Genomic DNA, 17,238 nt, shown 5'->3' on the forward strand with positions numbered 1-17,238 from the left:
GATTATCGTCATTCCCGCGTAGGCGGGAATCCAGCCGTATTTCTCGTAGGTTATTGAAATAAAACACCTGATGATTTTAATGCTGGATTCCCGCCTACGCGGGAATGACGGAATTTAAGCATTTCAGACGGCCTTAAGGGTCTTTTTGCAAAGGTCAAGCCCGGGTATGACGGAACGGTTACTAAACAAGTGGTTCAACTATATTATTTAGCAAATGATAAACCATGAGGCCGTCTGAAAACTTTCAGACGGCCTCCATAGTGTTTGCAGCGCATCATTAAACGGCTCGCTTAATCACCTTTTCCATACTGCCCTATCGCGGTATTTCCCGCTGCCACTGTTGCAGCAGCTGCCGCAGCTGGTCGGCGTGCTCGTGGCCGCTGTCGATGGCGTTTTGCAGCCAGGTGCAGGCGGTGGCGGTGCTTTGCGGCGCACCCAAGCCGTGGTAATACAAACAAGCCAGATTGTATTGCGCCATCGGATCGCCCTGATTGGCGGCCTGCTCAAACCAATAAGCCGCCTGATCGGGGTCTGCCTCCACGCCCTGCCCGTTGTAATACATCATGCCGAGGTTGGTTTGCGCCTTGCGGTGGTGCAGCTCGGCGGCCTGAAGATAGAGTTTGCGTGCCAGAAAATAATCCTGATCGCGTCCCAAGCCGTAATGGCAGGCGAAAGCGGCCTGGTAATCCTGATCGGCTTTTTGAAACATCAGCGCCGCCTGCTTGGCTTCTTCATAATCTTCTTTATGGGTGAGCGCGGTATCGGCAAGCAGTTTTTTGTGTGCCGCCATATCGCCCAATTCCGCAGCGCGCTGGTATTGGCGGCGGGCGGTGTCGGTGTCGGCTTCGACACCCAAACCGTAGCGGAAAATATCGCCGAGCAGGCGCAGGGCTTTGGGGTGGTTGCGGCGGGCGGCCGCCGAAGCGTGTTTGCGGGCCTGTTGGTGGTCGCGCTCCACAAACCTGCCGGTCAGATAAGCCTCGGCCAGCGTTGCCTGGGCATCGGAATCGCCTTGCGCGGCGGCTTTTTCGAGCCAGCCTATGGATTCGCCGTTGTTCTGCTCAAAGAGCGCCTCGCCCAACGCGGCCTGCGCGGGCCCGAAACCCTGCTCGGCGGCGGGGGTGAAATGTTCAATGGCTTTTTGCAGGTTTTTTTCAACATGCTGGCCGTAGCGGTATTGGTTGCCGAGCAGCCAGTGGGCGGCGGTAACGCCTTGCGCGGCCGCCTGCGTAAACAGTTCGTGCGCCCGTGCCAAATCCGGCTCGGGTGCCTGCTGGTAATATTTGGCGAGATAAAACTGCGCGTCGCCGCTGCCTTGTGCCGCCGCCAGTTCGGCCCAATGCACGGCCTGCGGGTCTTTTTGGTCGGCACAATATTCGAGCAGCCGCAGCTGGGCGTGCAACACGCCGCTTTCGGCCAGCTCGGTGTAGGCGCCTATCTGCTGCTCGAAACGTTCGCCGTCGGCGGCGCGCAGTTGCAGCAGGTTATAACGGGCATAGGGGTGGCCGCCCTCCGCCGCCACCGCCAGCCAATGGCGGGCAGCGCTGTAATTGGGGCGCGCACCCGCACCGTTGAGCAGGCAGCCGGCCAGTTGGAACGCGGCCTCGATATGCCCGGCTTGGGCGGCCTCAAACAGCAGGGGCACAGCGGCGGCGCAGTCGTTCGGGTTTTTCAGCAGCAGCTCGTGCCCTTGCTGGAACAGTGATTCGGGAGTGGCTTGGGTCATTTTCGTGCGTAGCAGATTGGGGACGGGAACATTGTATCGCAAAAGCGGCAGCAGTTTGGCGCACCGGAACGCGCCGCGCAGCATACAGAATGGCGGCAGGCAGGCCTTTTGCAAGATTCCGCTGCCCGCGCAACGCGTTATAGTAACCTATTGTTCAGGCCCGCAGACGGGCGGCAGGATAAAAGGCCGTCTGAACGTTCAGACGGCCTTTTGCTTCAAACACCACAATCAGCGCTTCACACCGCTCAAGCATGCCCAGCCTTCGTCGGTTTGTGCGGGCGACAAATCAAACCATTCGCTGTAAATGCCGCTCATTTCTTCAATCTGCTCATCGAGAATGCCCGAAAGCACGATATGGCCGCCTTGTTTGGTGCGTTCGGCCAAGAGGCCGCCGAGCAGGCGCAGGGGGTTGGCGAGAATGTTGGCCACCACCACGTCAAACTGCCCTTCCGGCAGGGCGTCTGGCAGATAAAAACGGGCGGGGGCATCGTTTTGGGCGGCGTTATCGTTGCTGGCGCGGATGGCCTGTTCGTCGATATCCACGCCGGCGGCGCTGCCCGCCCCCAATTTCAGGGCAGCGATGGCGAGAATGCCGGAGCCGCAGCCGTAATCCAACACGGCTTCGCCGCCTTGCAGATGGCGGTCGAGCCATTGCAGGCACAAGCGGGTGGTGGGGTGGCTGCCGGTGCCGAACGCAAGGCCGGGGTCGAGTTGCAGGTTGACGGCACGGCCGCCGGGCGCTTCGTGCCACGAGGGGGTAATCCACAAACGTTCCGAAATCTGAATCGGCTCGAACTGCGCCTGCGTGAGCCGCACCCAATCCTGCTCGGGCAGGTATTCGGTGTCGTAGTCGGGTACGGCGATGTTGCAGTCGTCGGCTGCGGCGGCCACAACCGGCGCGGCATCGGTGTGTTCGTCGAACAGGGCGATTACTTTGCTTTGCTGCCAGATTTGTTCGGCGGGCATACCCGGCTCGCCGAAAATGGCCTGCTCGTTGGCGGTGCCTGCGTAGGCGTCTTCGATGGCGGCGGAAAGTGCGCCGTGCGCCATTAACGCATCGGCAAGGCGCTCGGCGGTGTGGTCGTTAACGGCAATGGTGATTTGTTGGTAGGCCATGTGGGGTTGCTTTCTTTGCGTGTGTCGGCGTGGCGCGATTTTAGCAAAAAACTGTTGCAAATTAAACCGCAAGCCGCAATATAGGCTTGACAAAACGGCAGCAAACGGCAATACTGCGCAGCTTGTCTTTGAAGCATAGGCACAACCCCTATGCCCGCTCACCGAAAGGAAATGAAATGAAACAAGGTATCCACCCCGATTACCACGAAGTTAACGTAACTTGCTCTTGCGGCAACAAATTCGTTACCAAATCAACCATGGCCAAAGAGAGCTTCAACATCGAGGTTTGCTCGCAATGCCATCCGTTCTACACCGGCCAGCAAAAAATCGTCGACACCACCGGCCGCGTGGACAAATTCAACCAAAAATTCGGCAATATGTTCAAACGCTGATTGGCGGATGTTTTGGAATAAAAAAGACTGCAAACGGCAGTCTTTTTTTCGTTTGTGCACCGCTTGGGCGTGTGACCGGAGCGTTGCGGCGGTATTTTTGGTTAAAATCCGCTTCGCAAGCTGAGACCTTTGCAAAATTTATTTAGGCCGTCTGAAAACTTTCAGACGGCCTTACGCTTGCATTCGCCGCTTGTTTCTCGAACTACGCGGGCAGGCAGTTTTTCATCACAATCTCATCCACCGGCAACGTTTCGCCGTCCACTTTCTGCTGTTCGTGGCGCACCAAAAAGCCGTTGTCTTCTTTATAAAAATCGCTTTGATACTGATTGCCGATGGTCCAAGTGTAGGTTCCGTTGCCGAATGCGGTCAAATCTTCGTTGCTGTATTCACCGTTATAAGGCAGCGTCAGCGTTTGGCCGTCGAAGCGCACTTCGGCGATGGGTTCGTCGGTTTCGCGGTAATAACGCGCATCCAGCGTTTTGCCCTCGTCGCATTGGTAAGACTGCCAAGCCGCATCTTTGGCCGTGCCCAAATTGCCGCCCAAAGGAATATCGGCAGGCGCCGATGCCGTTTCGGCCGCCGGTGTTTCCGCCGTTGCAGACGCTGGCGAGGGCGCGGCACTCGCCGCCGAAGCCCCGGGAGCCTGCGCGGCTTCTTCGGGCTTACAGGCAGACAATGCCAGCAATGCCGCAACCGTTAAAGATAATGTGCGAAATTTCATGGTAATGTTCCAAAAAATACCAACAGCCGCTAGTGTAAAAGAAACCGTCGGAATTTTCACCCCGGCCGGCGCAATTATTTTTCATGCCGGGCAGGATAAGGCCGTCTGAAAAGATGGCACGGCCGGCCAAATCTGCGCGGCGGTTTCCACAATCTCTTGCTATAATCGCCCATTACACGCCGTTTCAGATAAATAAACAAAGGCCACGCCATGAGCCAAACCCCATTACTCGACACCATCGACCTGCCGCAGGATTTACGCCGGCTCGACACCAAGCAGTTGCCGCAACTGGCCGCCGAACTGCGCGCTTTTCTGTTGGAATCGGTAGGCAAAACCGGCGGCCATTTCGCCAGTAACCTCGGCGCGGTGGAGCTGACCGTGGCGCTGCACTATGTGTACCACACGCCCGAAGACCATCTGGTGTGGGACGTGGGCCACCAGAGTTATCCGCACAAAATCCTCACCGGCCGCAAAAACCGCATGGATACCATGCGCAAATACGGCGGGCTGGCAGGCTTTCCCAAACGCGGCGAATCGGCATACGACGCTTTCGGCGTGGGGCACTCTTCCACGTCTATCGGTGCGGCGCTGGGCATGGCGGTGGCCGACAAACTGGCGGGCAAAACCAGCCGCAGCGTGGCGGTAATCGGTGATGGCGCGATGACCGCCGGCCAAGCCTTCGAAGCCCTCAACTGCGCCGGCGATATGGATATCGATCTCTTGGTGATTCTGAACGACAACGAAATGTCGATTTCGCCCAATGTCGGCGCGCTGCCCAAATATCTGGCGCGCAACGTGGTGCGCGATATGCACGGCCTGCTCTCCACCATCAAAGCGCAATCGACCAAAGTGCTCGACAAGCTGCCCGGCGCGCTCGAAATCGCCCAAAAGGTCGAACACAAAATCAAAGCCATCGCAGGCGAAGCCGAACACGCCAAGCAGTCGTTATCGCTGTTTGAAAACTTCGGCTTCCACTACACCGGCCCCGTTGACGGCCACGACGTCGAACAGCTGGTTCACGTTTTGAAAGAGCTGCGCGGCAAAAAAGGCCCGCAAATCCTGCACGTGATCACCAAAAAAGGCCAAGGCTACAAACTGGCCGAAAACGACCCCGTGAAATACCACGCCGTTTCCACTTTGTCGCAGGAAGGCGGCAAAGAAACCGAAAAATTCCCGCCCAAACCCGCAGCCAAACCCACCTACACGCAGATTTTCGGCCGCTGGCTGTGCGATCAGGCCGCCGCCGACCCGCGCCTGATCGCCATCACCCCCGCCATGCGCGAAGGCAGCGGGCTGGTGGAATACGAACAGAAATTCCCCGACCGCTATTTCGACGTGGGCATCGCCGAGCAGCACGCCGTAACCTTTGCCGGCGGCCTGGCCTGCGAAGGCGCCAAGCCCGTGGTGGCGATTTATTCCACCTTTCTGCAACGCGCCTACGACCAGCTTATCCACGACGTTGCCCTGCAAAACCTGCCCGTTTTGTTTGCTGTCGACCGTGCCGGCATCGTCGGTGCCGACGGCCCCACCCATGCCGGCCTGTATGATTTGAGCTTTCTGCGCTGCATTCCCAATATGGTGGTGGCCGCCCCCAGCGACGAAAACGAATGCCGCCTGCTGCTTTCCACCTGCTACCGGTTAGACGCGCCCTCGGCCGTGCGCTATCCGCGCGGCTCGGGCTGCGGCACCGCCGTTTCAGACGGCCTCGAAACCGTGCCCGTGGGCAAAGGCGTGGTGAAACGCGAAGGCAGCCGCACCGCCGTTTTCGCTTTCGGCAGCATGGTACAGCCCGCCTTGGCCGCCGCCGAAACGCTGAACGCCACCGTGGCCGATATGCGTTTTGTGAAACCGATAGACGAAGAGCTGATTGTGCGGCTGGCGCAAACCCACGATTATCTGGTAACCGCCGAAGAAAACGCCGAACAGGGCGGCGCGGGCAGCGCGGTGCTGGAAGTGCTGGCCAAACACAATATCTGCAAACCCGTGCTGCTGTTGGGCGTGACCGACACCGTTACCGAACACGGCGACCCGCAACGGCTGCTCGACGATTTGGGCCTGAGCGCGGCGGCGTTGGCCGAACGCATCCGCAACCGTTTCGGGCCGGCGGAATAATTTGGTTTCCCGCCATACCCGGGCTTGGCCCTGGTATCTGCCGCTGTTTTTGAAACACAAAGATACCCGGGGCAAACCCGGGTATAAAGCAAGTGTTAATCTCAGGCCGAGACCTTTGCAAAAAACTGCCTTCAGGCCGTCTGAAAACACCTGCCTAACATCATTCGCTTTTTTATGATATTTTTTGACTTTTCTAACCATCCCTGTCCGTAGCATTCCCCCCCAACCCGCCATGCACACCCCCGCCTACATCGGGCGTTTCGCCCCCAGCCCCACCGGCCTGCTGCACATCGGCTCGCTGCTCACCGCCGTGGCATCTTATGCCGACGCCAAAGCACACGGCGGCCGCTGGCTGGTGCGCATGGAAGACCTCGACCCGCCGCGCGAAACGGCAGGCGCGGCAAGCCATATCCTGCGCACGCTCGAAGCCTTCGGTTTCGAATGGGACGGCGAAGTCGTGTATCAGAGCCACCGCCACGCGCTTTACCGCGAAGCCTTAGGCCGTCTGAAAGCGGCGGGGCTGGTGTATCCCTGCTATTGCAGCCGCAAAGAATGGCAGGCCGCCGCCGTCATGGGCGCCGACGGCTTTGTGTATAACGGCAAATGCGGTCGGGCGGATTACAGGCCGTCTGAACAAGATTCGGTGAAACAGCCCGCTTGGCGGCTACGCGTACCCGATGAAACCATTGCTTTTCACGATGCCGTGATCGGCCGCTATGCCCAAAACCTCGCCCGTGACATCGGCGACTTCGTGCTGTTGCGCGCCGACGGCTTCTGGGCCTACCAACTGGCCGTGGTGGCCGACGATGCCGACCAAGGCATCACCCACATCGTGCGCGGGCAGGATTTGCTGGTTTCCACCCCGCGCCAGATTTGGCTGCAACGCTGTTTGGGCTTCCCCACCCCGCACTACGCCCACCTGCCGCTGTTGGTCAACCGCCACGGCCAGAAATGGTCGAAACAAACCCTCGCTCCCGCGCTGGATTTGGCACAGCGCGAACAACTGCTGCGGCAGGTGATGGGCTATCTGAACCTGCCCCCCGCCCCCGCAACCGACAGGCCGTCTGAATTATTGGCTTGGGCGGTGAAACATTGGGATATGGCGAAAGTGGGCAAGGCGGCGGTGTGTACGGAAGAGGGGTATAGTTAAACTTGAAATACGGCCAAAAAAGCGGCCATTCTGGCGGCGGTGTGCACGGAAAAGGGGTATAGTTAAACCACTTCAGCAACAGTTCCGTCATACTCGGGCTTGACCCGAGTATCCCAAATTTTTCTGAAACTCAAGATACTTCGGGTCAAGCCCGAGTATGACGTATGTACTTTTCTTAAAGTTGGTTGGCCATAGTGGCTTATCTGTTTACTGCATCAAAACCAAAGGCCGTCTGAAAACAAATCTTTCAGACGGCCTTTCCCTATTTCAACCGTTGTTTCAGCAGCAGATACATCAGCGCCACGTTAATCGAATCGTTCAGCGCGTTGTGGCGGGGCAGGTCGGGCAGCCTGAGTTTTTTAAACATACTGTCCATGCGCAAATCCACATAACTGTCGTGGGCGTTTTGCTTGCTCTGCCAGCGGTGGAACAGCGACGACACGTCGGTTTGCTTGTTGGGCAGCTTGATGCCGAGCATGGGCTTCATGAATTTGTTGATCATCGCCACGTCGTATTCGAGATAGTAGCCCACCAGTTCGCGCCCGCCGATAAATTCGAGCAGTTGCCTAACGGCTTCTTCCACGGGGATGCCGTCTGAAAGATCGGTGGGGCGCAAGCCGTGCACGGTGATGTTGGCGGCTTTCATCGGGTTTTCGGGTTTCACCAGCACATAAAACGATTCGCTTGCCAGCACGCGGTTGCCGCGTATTTTCACCGCGCCGATTGATAAAATTTCGGCTTCTTTCACATCGAGGCTGGTGGTTTCGCAGTCGAAACTCACCCATTCGCCGGGCTGTTCTTCAAACAGAAAACCATAATGCGGGTCGGTGAGTTTTTTGCGTTCGCGGTTGCGTAAAAAACGTTCAAACATGGCTCGCCTCCCGCTTACGAAGTGATGTGGAAATGGTGGCGGATCACGTTTTTAAAGCGTTTCACCACTTGCAGGGCGTCTTTGAGCAGGTCGCGCTCCAGCGTGGAAAGGTTGGCGAAATCCACCTGGTTCGGCGTGCCCGAGCCGCTTTCGAGAATATGCAGGTTGGCGCTGAAGCGCAAATCCATAATATAGCTCAGGGCTTCGGCCACATCCTGCCCGAGCGCCTCGTCGATAACGTTGAGCTGCACCAGATGGCGGATGCGCTCGAAGGTGTTGGTTTCTTCGATGCGCGCCTCCAAACTTAAGGCGCGGATGCCGTGCACCACGGGAAACTGCCCCATTTTTTTGATATCCATTTTCTCGCTGCCGCCGCGGTTGATGAGCTGCGAGAAAAAGCCCCTGCTCTGGCTTTCAAACTGATCCACGGCGCGGGCGAACGCCATCAGCATGCCGGCATCGTTGATCATGCGTTTTTGCAGATGCTCTTTCACTTCGGCCAGCATGGCAACATCGCCCGCCACCGCTTTGGCGTCGATAAAAATCGCCAGATTCATCATCGCCTCGCCGTCGGGCGCATGGCACCAGCCGCTCACCATTTTTTTGAATTCGGGCAGGGTTTTCCGCCATGCGGGGTTGTTTACCATAATCTTGCCGGGGCAGGGCGGATAGCCCAGGCGCGCCAGTGTGGCCGAAAACTGCTCCGCTACTTCGGCGGCTTCTTCGGGGTTGACGCTTTCGCGCAGAATCAGCGCGTTGTCTTGGTCGGTTTTCAGAATCTGCTCGCCACGCCCTTCCGAACCCATCACAATCAGGCAGGAGTTGTCGTATAAATCGGCGGGCGCGAGAATGCGCCAGGCTTTTTCAAACAGGCTGCTGTTGAGCACCTGCATCAGCTGCGCCAGTTGCGGCGCACGCACGCCGTTGTTGCGCAGCAGGCGGATGGAATCGGTCATCTGGCCGGCAATGTCCACCAGCTCGTCTATGGTTTTGGCGCGCTCCAAACGTTGGGCGACCAAATGGCTGTGGTTCGAAAAATAGGCCAAAACGTCTATCTGCTCGAGCGTGCCGATGGGTTGGCCGTTTTCCGTTACCACCACACGCTGGATTTTAAACGTGGTCATGCGCAACAGCGCGTTAAACACGAAATCATCAATATCGATGGAAATCAGGTTGAACGCCGCCCAGTTGTGTATGGCATCGCTTGAATGCGCGCCCGCAATCACAATGTCGCGGAACGCCGATTCGGTAAACACCCCGATTCTGCCTTCGTGCCGCACCAGCGCCGATTTGGTTTTACGCTCTTTCAACACCTCCGCCGCACGGAAAACCGAATCGCCGCCTTCGAGCCAGGTGGGGTTGTCGCGGTAGGCATCGCGCACTCTGGCGGTAAACAGGCTCTCAAACTCGCTCTCGTTTTTGCTGTTGGAAAGGCTGGCAAATTTGTCGGCCACGCTGGCGTAGCAATACGCGCCGAAACGCGGGTTGCTTTCGATAATCTTCAAAACCACGTCTTTGGGAATGGTGTAAACCAGCGCTTCTTCCTCCACCACAAACTGATGGTGGCTCACCCCCTCAATCAGCCCGCGCGCCTCAAACGTGTCGCGCGGGTGGTAGAGCGACACCACGTCGCCGTCGGCACCGATTTCCTTCACCAGTCCCTTCATCACCACATAAAGAAACTCAATCGGCTCTTCGGGGCGGATGATGCTTTCGCCGTTGTGGAAAAAGGCGATGTCCACCGCTTTTTGCAGCATCACCCGCTCGGGGTTGCTCAAATAATTGAAAGGGGCGTAGTTGAAATCGAAACGTTCCATGGCGGTTTCTTCCTTTGCAGGTTTTGTGTTGTTGTTCAAACGATTATGCCATGTTTTGCAAAAGTTGGGGCAGGGCGGTTTGCGGGGTTGCGGTTTGCAATGTTTCAGACGGCCTGAGACCTTTGCAAAAAAACAATTCAACCCTGAAAAGGTTTGTGCCTCGTCATTCCCGCCTACGCGGGAATGACGATGGTTGAATATTTCAGACGGCCTAAATGAATTTTGCAAAGGTCTCGGCCTGTTTGCTTTTTGCCATGTTGCACGGCGTAATTTGATTCATCTCAATGAAGGCCGTCTGAAAATCCATAAAATACCATATCTAGTAGTTTTATATTTTTTTAATACTATATATGGTGTTTTAAATGGATAGGCAAACGCTCAGATTCACCGCCGAGCAAATCGTGTGGCAGGAAGTGCCGGGCGAGGTGTCGCTGGCGTTTTTGTGTTCGGGCTGCCCGTTGCGCTGCGAAGGCTGCCACAGTACCGATGCCTGGCGTGCGGCCGCCGGTTCGGAGCTGACCGAAGATTATTTGAAAGGCCGTCTGAAACGCTATCGCGGGTTGATTACCTGCGTGCTGTTTATGGGCGGCGAATGGCTGCCCGATGCGCTGCGCCGTATGTTGGAAGTGGTGCAGGAGGCGGGTTTGAAAAGCTGCTTATACACCGGTTTGGAGCGCGAAGAGCTTTCAGACGGCCTGCTGCCGTATCTCACGTTTTTGAAAACCGGCCGTTGGCGGCCGGAATTGGGCGGGTTGGACAGCGCGGCCACCAACCAACGCTTTATCCGTATCCATTCGGGTGAAAATCTAACCCACTTATTCAGAGGAGCAAACGCATGATACGGCTCACCCCCGAGCAGCTGAACGGCAAGCTGGCGTTTATGAACGGCTATATTTCGGCGCAAAACGCGGCCGACGGTTCGAAAATGGACGCCAATGCCAACGTTACCCAAAAAAACATCGCCACGATGGAAGCCGAGCTGATGAAAGATTTTTTCGTGCAGGTCAACCGCGCGCAGGTTTCCCGCAAAATCGAAGAAATCTTCGGCAAGGCCGATGCCGATGAATATATCCGCCAAATCGAGGCGCACGAGATTTATGTGCACGATGAAACCAGCCTCAAGCCCTATTGCGTGTCGGTTACGCTGTATCCGTTTTTGCTCGACGGCTTGGCCAAGCTCGGCGGCGAATCGAAAGCGCCCAAGCATCTGGCATCGTTTTGCGGCTCGTTTATCAATTTGGTGTTTGCCATCAGCGCGCAATTCGCCGGCGCGGTGGCCACGGTGGAGTTTTTAACTTATTTCGACTATTTCGCCCGCAAAGACTACGGCCGCGATTACCTGCAAACACACGCGGCGGAAATCGCCAACCATATGCAGCAGGTGGTGTACAGCATCAACCAGCCCGCCGCCGCGCGCGGATATCAGAGCGTGTTTTGGAATATTTCGGTATACGACCGCCATTATTTCGAAGCCATGTTCGCCGATTTCGTGTTCCCCGATTTCAGCAAGCCCGAGTGGGAGAGCGTGGCCGCTTTGCAATTGTTTTTCCTGAAATGGTTCAACCGTGAGCGCAGCAAAGCCGTGCTGACTTTCCCCGTGGTAACCGCCGCCATGCTCACCGTAAACGGCAAGTGCAAAGACACCGTGTTTGCCGATCAAATGGCGCAGGAGCTGGCCGATGGCAATTCGTTTTTCGTTTACCTTTCCGACAACCCCGATTCGCTCGCCTCATGCTGCCGCCTGCGCAACCAAATCGAAGACCACACCTTTTCCTACACCCTCGGCGCGGGCGGCGTGGCCACCGGTTCGATTAACGTGATCACCATCAATATGAACCGTTTGGAGCAAGACGGGCGCGACTTGGCGGAAGAGGTGGGCAAAATCCACCGCTACCAATACGCCTACCGCAAACTGATGGAAGAATACCAGGCCGCCGGCATGCTGCCCGTGTACGACGCAGGCTTTATCACGCTCGACAAACAGTTTCTCACCATCGGCATCAACGGCATGGCCGAAGCCGCCGAATCGCAGGGGATTGCCGTGGGTTACAACGAAGACTACGTCAACTTCGTACAAGGCCGTCTGAAAACCATCTATCAGGCAAACCAGGCCGCATCGAAACAATACGGCGTGAAGTTCAACACCGAATTCGTGCCCGCCGAAAACCTCGGCGTGAAAAACGCCAAATGGGACAAGGCCGACGGCTACAAAGTTGCCCGCGACTGCTACAACTCCTATTTCTATATCGTGGAAGACGAAGCAACCAACGCGCTCGACAAATTCCTGCTGCACGGCCGCGAGCTTACCGAATGGCTCGACGGCGGCTCCGCCTTGCACCTGAATTTAGACGAAGCCCTGCCGCAGGCCGGCTACCGCTCGCTGCTCGACATCGCCGCCCAAACCGGCTGCAACTATTTCTGCGTCAATGTGCGCATCACCATCTGCAACGACTGCGGCCATATCGACAAACGCACCCTGCACCAGTGCAGCACCTGCGGCTCGCACCATATCGACCACGGCACCCGCGTCATCGGTTACCTCAAGCGTGTGTCCGCCTTCAGCAGCGGCCGCCGCAAAGAACACGCGCTCAGGCATTACCACCGCCGCGCCGCCTGAGGCAGCGGAAATAGAAAAGAAACAGAAAGAGACCTTTGCAAAAATACCCTTCAGGCCGTCTGAAATACTTAAATTCCGTCATTAGCTTCGCAAGTCCGCTGCGCGGGAATGACGATAATCGGATGTTTCAGACGGCCTAAATGAATTTTGCAAAGGTCTCAGAAAAGGTATCAGGCCGTCTGAAAGAAAGGATTTCAGACGGCCTCAAACTGTGGGCAAAACCCCGCCAAATACCGCAAACCAAACACTTTTTTAGCCCACGGCTTGACTAAGTGTTTGCACCGAAACTATAATTCCGCTCTTGTCGGCATGGTGCCGGCAAGTATTTCACTCAACAGGACGAGAAAATATGCCAACTATCAACCAATTGGTACGCAAAGGCCGTCAAAAGCCCGTGTACGTAAACAAAGTGCCCGCACTGGAAGCGTGCCCGCAAAAACGCGGCGTATGCACCCGTGTGTACACCACCACCCCGAAAAAACCGAACTCTGCATTGCGTAAAGTATGCAAAGTCCGCCTGACCAACGGTTTCGAAGTGATTTCATACATCGGCGGCGAAGGCCACAACCTGCAAGAGCACAGCGTGGTGCTGATCCGCGGCGGCCGTGTAAAAGACTTGCCGGGTGTACGCTACCACACCGTTCGCGGTTCCCTGGATACCGCAGGCGTTAAAGACCGTAAACAGGCACGCTCCAAATACGGCGCCAAACGCCCCAAATAATCCGATAACACCATGGCACGTCGGTCTTGCCGCCTGAAAAAAGAGAGGCGCGGCCGAGTAAGTGAATGCTTCAGATAGGCATTCATGGGATTGCCCCGACTGAATAGATATTTAAGGAATTAAAATGCCAAGACGTAGAGAAGTCCCCAAGCGCGACGTATTGCCCGATCCGAAATTCGGCAGCGTCGAGTTGACCAAATTCATGAACGTATTGATGATTGACGGTAAAAAATCCGTTGCCGAGCGCATCGTTTATGGCGCCCTCGAGCAAATCGAGAAAAAAACCGGCAAAGCAGCAATCGAAGTGTTCAACGAAGCCATTGCCAACGCCAAACCCGTTGTAGAAGTGAAAAGCCGCCGTGTCGGCGGTGCCAACTACCAAGTTCCTGTTGAGGTTCGCCCTTCACGCCGCTTGGCTCTGGCAATGCGCTGGGTGCGCGACGCCGCCCGCAAACGCGGTGAAAAATCCATGGACCTGCGCCTGGCAGGCGAATTGATCGACGCAGCCGAAGGCCGCGGCGGCGCCATGAAAAAACGTGAAGAAGTACACCGCATGGCCGAAGCCAACAAAGCCTTCTCACACTTCCGTTTCTAATTTTGAAAGGCGAATAAAATGGCTCGCAAAACCCCGATTAACCTTTATCGCAATATCGGTATTTCCGCCCACATCGACGCGGGTAAAACCACCACTACCGAGCGCATCCTGTTCTATACCGGCCTGACCCACAAACTGGGCGAAGTACACGACGGTGCCGCCACCACCGACTACATGGAACAAGAGCAAGAACGCGGTATTACCATTACTTCCGCCGCTGTAACTTCCTACTGGAAAGGTATGGGCGGCCAGTTCCCCGAGCACCGCTTCAACATCATCGACACCCCGGGACACGTTGACTTTACCGTAGAGGTAGAGCGCTCCATGCGCGTACTCGACGGTGCGGTGATGGTTTACTGCGCGGTAGGCGGCGTACAGCCCCAGTCGGAAACTGTATGGCGCCAAGCCAATAAATACAAAGTGCCGCGTTTGGCCTTTGTAAACAAAATGGACCGCCAAGGCGCCAACTTCTTCCGCGTGGTCGAGCAAATGCGCACCCGCCTGCGCGCCAACCCCGTTCCCATCGTTATCCCCGTGGGTGCCGAAGACGGCTTCGAGGGCGTGGTTGACCTGCTGAAAATGAAAGCCATCATTTGGAACGAGGCCGACAAAGGCACCACATTCGAATACGGCGACATTCCCGCAGATTTGGTTGCCACCGCCGAAGAATGGCGTCAAAACATGATTGAAGCCGCGGCCGAAGCCAGCGAAGAGCTGATGGACAAATACTTGGGTGGCGAAGAGCTGACCGAAGCCGAAATCGTGGCCGCATTGCGCGACCGCACCCTGGCCGGCGAAATCCAGCCGATGTTGTGCGGCTCTGCCTTCAAAAACAAAGGCGTGCAACGTATGCTCGACGCCGTGGTAGAGTTCCTGCCCGCGCCGACCGACATTCCCCCGGTGCAAGGCATCAACCCGAACAACGAAGAACCCGACAGCCGCCAGGCAAGCGACGATGCCAAATTCTCGGCATTGGCGTTCAAAATGCTGAACGACAAATACGTCGGCCAGCTGACTTTCATCCGCGTGTATTCAGGCGTGGTGAAATCAGGCGACACCGTTATCAACTCGGTTAAAGGCACCCGCGAGCGTATCGGCCGTTTGGTACAGATGACCGCCGCCGACCGTACCGAAATCGAAGAAGTGCGCGCAGGCGACATCGCCGCCGCCATCGGTTTGAAAGACGTAACCACCGGCGAAACCCTGTGTGCCGAAGATGCGCCGATTATCTTGGAACGCATGGAATTCCCCGAGCCGGTGATTCACGTTGCCGTCGAGCCGAAAACCAAAGCCGACCAAGAGAAAATGGGTATCGCGCTGAACCGCTTGGCTAAAGAAGACCCGTCTTTCCGCGTACGCACCGACGAAGAATCCGGCCAAACCATTATTTCCGGTATGGGCGAATTGCACTTGGAAATCATCGTCGACCGCATGAAACGCGAATTCGGCGTGGAAGCCAACGTAGGCGCACCGCAAGTGGCCTACCGCGAAACCATCCGCAAAGAAGTGGAATCCGAAGCCAAACACGTTAAACAATCCGGCGGTAAAGGCCAATACGGTCACGTTGTGATTAAAATGGAACCGCTGGAACCCGGCGGCGCAGGCTACGAATTTATCGACGAGATCAAAGGCGGCGTGATTCCGCGCGAATTCATCCCCTCTGTCGACAAAGGTATCCGCGACACCCTGCCCAACGGTATCGTTGCCGGCTACCCCGTGGTTGACGTGCGCATCCGCCTGATTTTCGGTTCTTACCACGATGTGGACTCTTCTCAAATCGCCTTTGAATTGGCCGCTTCCATGGCCTTCAAAGAAGGTATGAAAAAAGCCTCTCCGGTGTTGCTGGAGCCGATTATGGCCGTTGAAGTGGAAACTCCCGAAGACTACATGGGCGACGTGATGGGCGACCTGAACCGCCGCCGCGGTATCGTTTTGGGTATGGACGACGACGGCATCGGCGGCAAGAAAGTCCGCGCCGAAGTGCCGCTGGCAGAAATGTTCGGTTACTCGACCGACCTGCGTTCCGCCACCCAAGGCCGTGCAACCTACTCGATGGAGTTCAAGAAATACGCAGAAGCTCCCGCACACGTTGCCGCACAAGTTACAGAAGCCCGCAAAGGCTAAACTGTTGAAACAGGCCGTCTGAAATTTCAGACGGCCGCATCCCTGTTCTTTAATCGTTCTTTATATAAAGGAATTAGCTCATGGCTAAAGAGAAATTCGAGCGGAGCAAACCGCACGTAAACGTTGGCACCATCGGTCACGTTGACCATGGTAAAACCACTTTGACTGCCGCACTGACCACCATTCTGGCCGAAAAATTCGGCGGTCAGGCTAAAGGCTACGACCAAATCGACAATGCCCCGGAAGAAAAAGCCCGCGGCATCACCATTAACACCTCACACGTAGAATACGAAACCGAAGGCCGCCACTACGCCCACGTAGACTGCCCGGGCCACGCCGACTACGTTAAAAACATGATTACCGGTGCCGCCCAAATGGACGGCGCGATTCTGGTGGTATCCGCTGCCGACGGCCCTATGCCGCAAACCCGCGAACACATCCTGCTGGCCCGTCAGGTAGGCGTACCCTACATCATCGTATTCATGAACAAATGCGACATGGTTGACGATGCCGAGCTGCTGGAGCTGGTTGAAATGGAAATCCGCGACCTGCTGTCAAGCTACGACTTCCCCGGCGACGACTGCCCGATCGTACAAGGTTCCGCCCTGCGCGCCTTGGAAGGCGATGCCGCTTACAAAGAAAAAATCTTCGAACTGGCCGCCGCTTTGGACAGCTACATCCCCACGCCCGAGCGTGCCGTAGACAAACCCTTCCTGCTGCCGATTGAAGACGTATTCTCAATTTCCGGCCGCGGCACCGTGGTAACCGGCCGTGTAGAGCGCGGTATCATCAACGTAGGTGACGAGATCGAAATCGTCGGTCTGAAAGCCACCCAAAAAACCACCTGTACCGGTGTGGAAATGTTCCGCAAGCTGCTGGATCAAGGCCAAGCCGGCGACAACGTAGGCGTACTGCTGCGCGGCACCAAACGTGAAGAAGTAGAGCGCGGCCAAGTATTGGCCAAGCCCGGTTCCATCACCCCGCACACCAAGTTCAAAGCAGAAGTGTATGTGTTGAGCAAAGAAGAGGGCGGCCGCCACACTCCGTTCTTCGCAAACTACCGTCCGCAATTCTACTTCCGCACCACCGACGTTACCGGCGCGGTAACTTTGGAAGAGGGCGTAGAAATGGTAATGCCGGGTGAAAACGTAACCATCACCGTAGAACTGATTGCGCCGATCGCCATGGAAGACGGTTTGCGTTTTGCGATTCGCGAAGGCGGCCGCACCGTAGGTGCAGGCGTGGTATCTTCTATCATCGCTTAATTTAAGGATAT

The 17,238-nt window shown here is 56.5% G+C and carries 14 protein-coding genes; 9 read left to right on the forward strand and 5 right to left on the reverse strand.

Annotated elements, in window-relative coordinates; genetic code table 11:
* Positions 1-313: 313 nt before the first annotated feature.
* The gene (locus H3L92_RS12460; protein WP_085365875.1) at positions 314-1,726 is read right to left on the reverse strand and encodes a tetratricopeptide repeat protein; all 1,413 of its coding nucleotides are present in this window, start codon (positions 1,724-1,726) and stop codon (positions 314-316) included.
* Positions 1,727-1,954: 228 nt separating this feature from the next.
* Positions 1,955-2,842 carry a 50S ribosomal protein L11 methyltransferase gene (prmA, locus tag H3L92_RS12465; protein WP_085365869.1) on the reverse strand — a complete coding sequence of 296 codons (888 nt, stop codon included), beginning with the start codon at positions 2,840-2,842 and terminating at the stop codon, positions 1,955-1,957.
* Between the two features lie 176 nt (positions 2,843-3,018).
* Between prmA and rpmE the strand changes: the two genes are divergently transcribed.
* The gene (gene rpmE / locus H3L92_RS12470; RefSeq protein WP_085365870.1) at positions 3,019-3,234 is read left to right on the forward strand and encodes a 50S ribosomal protein L31; all 216 of its coding nucleotides are present in this window, start codon (positions 3,019-3,021) and stop codon (positions 3,232-3,234) included.
* A 202-nt stretch (positions 3,235-3,436) separates the two neighbouring features.
* On the opposite strand, the gene H3L92_RS12475 is transcribed toward rpmE, so the two are convergent.
* Complete coding sequence (locus H3L92_RS12475) at positions 3,437-3,955, reverse strand: ACP-like domain-containing protein (protein WP_085365871.1); 519 nt, start codon at positions 3,953-3,955, stop codon at positions 3,437-3,439.
* A gap of 210 nt (positions 3,956-4,165) precedes the next feature.
* Here H3L92_RS12475 and dxs point away from each other — a divergent pair, with 210 nt between their 5' ends.
* Entirely contained in the window at positions 4,166-6,067 is a 1,902-nt protein-coding gene (gene dxs / locus H3L92_RS12480; protein WP_085365872.1) for a 1-deoxy-D-xylulose-5-phosphate synthase, read from the forward strand.
* A 232-nt stretch (positions 6,068-6,299) separates the two neighbouring features.
* The gene (gluQRS, locus tag H3L92_RS12485; protein WP_115336257.1) at positions 6,300-7,217 is read left to right on the forward strand and encodes a tRNA glutamyl-Q(34) synthetase GluQRS; all 918 of its coding nucleotides are present in this window, start codon (positions 6,300-6,302) and stop codon (positions 7,215-7,217) included.
* A 262-nt stretch (positions 7,218-7,479) separates the two neighbouring features.
* On the opposite strand, the gene H3L92_RS12490 is transcribed toward gluQRS, so the two are convergent.
* A complete protein-coding gene (locus tag H3L92_RS12490) occupies positions 7,480-8,088 on the reverse strand; it encodes a 3'-5' exonuclease (protein ID WP_085367114.1) in 609 nt (202 codons plus the stop codon).
* 14 nt (positions 8,089-8,102) lie between these two features.
* Entirely contained in the window at positions 8,103-9,905 is a 1,803-nt protein-coding gene (locus H3L92_RS12495) for a DUF294 nucleotidyltransferase-like domain-containing protein (RefSeq protein ID WP_085367115.1), read from the reverse strand.
* Between the two features lie 362 nt (positions 9,906-10,267).
* On the opposite strand from H3L92_RS12495, the gene nrdG reads away from it, so the two are divergent.
* From nrdG to tuf, 6 genes are all read left to right on the forward strand, one after another.
* Entirely contained in the window at positions 10,268-10,744 is a 477-nt protein-coding gene (nrdG, locus tag H3L92_RS12500) for an anaerobic ribonucleoside-triphosphate reductase activating protein (protein WP_085367116.1), read from the forward strand.
* Entirely contained in the window at positions 10,741-12,522 is a 1,782-nt protein-coding gene (gene nrdD / locus H3L92_RS12505; protein WP_085367117.1) for an anaerobic ribonucleoside-triphosphate reductase, read from the forward strand. Before nrdG ends, nrdD begins: the two co-directional genes overlap by 4 nt.
* A gap of 349 nt (positions 12,523-12,871) precedes the next feature.
* The gene (rpsL, locus tag H3L92_RS12510) at positions 12,872-13,243 is read left to right on the forward strand and encodes a 30S ribosomal protein S12 (protein WP_002218431.1); all 372 of its coding nucleotides are present in this window, start codon (positions 12,872-12,874) and stop codon (positions 13,241-13,243) included.
* 124 nt (positions 13,244-13,367) lie between these two features.
* On the forward strand, positions 13,368-13,838 hold the full coding sequence (gene rpsG, locus H3L92_RS12515; protein WP_085367118.1) for a 30S ribosomal protein S7: 471 nt from the start codon (positions 13,368-13,370) through the stop codon (positions 13,836-13,838).
* A gap of 18 nt (positions 13,839-13,856) precedes the next feature.
* Positions 13,857-15,962 carry an elongation factor G gene (gene fusA / locus H3L92_RS12520; protein WP_085367119.1) on the forward strand — a complete coding sequence of 702 codons (2,106 nt, stop codon included), beginning with the start codon at positions 13,857-13,859 and terminating at the stop codon, positions 15,960-15,962.
* 80 nt (positions 15,963-16,042) lie between these two features.
* Positions 16,043-17,227, forward strand: coding sequence for an elongation factor Tu (gene tuf, locus H3L92_RS12525; protein ID WP_115336235.1), 1,185 nt, complete (start codon positions 16,043-16,045; stop codon positions 17,225-17,227).
* Positions 17,228-17,238: the final 11 nt, after the last annotated feature.

This window comes from Neisseria dentiae (genome assembly GCF_014055005.1).
Taxonomy (GTDB): Bacteria; Pseudomonadota; Gammaproteobacteria; order Burkholderiales; family Neisseriaceae; genus Neisseria; species Neisseria dentiae.

Coding starts and splice junctions, on each gene's coding strand:
- H3L92_RS12490 (WP_085367114.1), bottom strand. CDS start 8,088: ATGTTTGAACGTTTTTTACGCAACCGCGAACGCAAAAAACTCACCGAC.
- fusA (WP_085367119.1), top strand. CDS start 13,857: ATGGCTCGCAAAACCCCGATTAACCTTTATCGCAATATCGGTATTTCC.
- gluQRS (WP_115336257.1), top strand. CDS start 6,300: ATGCACACCCCCGCCTACATCGGGCGTTTCGCCCCCAGCCCCACCGGC.
- rpmE (WP_085365870.1), top strand. CDS start 3,019: ATGAAACAAGGTATCCACCCCGATTACCACGAAGTTAACGTAACTTGC.
- rpsL (WP_002218431.1), top strand. CDS start 12,872: ATGCCAACTATCAACCAATTGGTACGCAAAGGCCGTCAAAAGCCCGTG.
- dxs (WP_085365872.1), top strand. CDS start 4,166: ATGAGCCAAACCCCATTACTCGACACCATCGACCTGCCGCAGGATTTA.
- rpsG (WP_085367118.1), top strand. CDS start 13,368: ATGCCAAGACGTAGAGAAGTCCCCAAGCGCGACGTATTGCCCGATCCG.
- tuf (WP_115336235.1), top strand. CDS start 16,043: ATGGCTAAAGAGAAATTCGAGCGGAGCAAACCGCACGTAAACGTTGGC.
- H3L92_RS12475 (WP_085365871.1), bottom strand. CDS start 3,955: ATGAAATTTCGCACATTATCTTTAACGGTTGCGGCATTGCTGGCATTG.
- H3L92_RS12495 (WP_085367115.1), bottom strand. CDS start 9,905: ATGGAACGTTTCGATTTCAACTACGCCCCTTTCAATTATTTGAGCAAC.
- nrdD (WP_085367117.1), top strand. CDS start 10,741: ATGATACGGCTCACCCCCGAGCAGCTGAACGGCAAGCTGGCGTTTATG.
- H3L92_RS12460 (WP_085365875.1), bottom strand. CDS start 1,726: ATGACCCAAGCCACTCCCGAATCACTGTTCCAGCAAGGGCACGAGCTG.
- nrdG (WP_085367116.1), top strand. CDS start 10,268: ATGGATAGGCAAACGCTCAGATTCACCGCCGAGCAAATCGTGTGGCAG.
- prmA (WP_085365869.1), bottom strand. CDS start 2,842: ATGGCCTACCAACAAATCACCATTGCCGTTAACGACCACACCGCCGAG.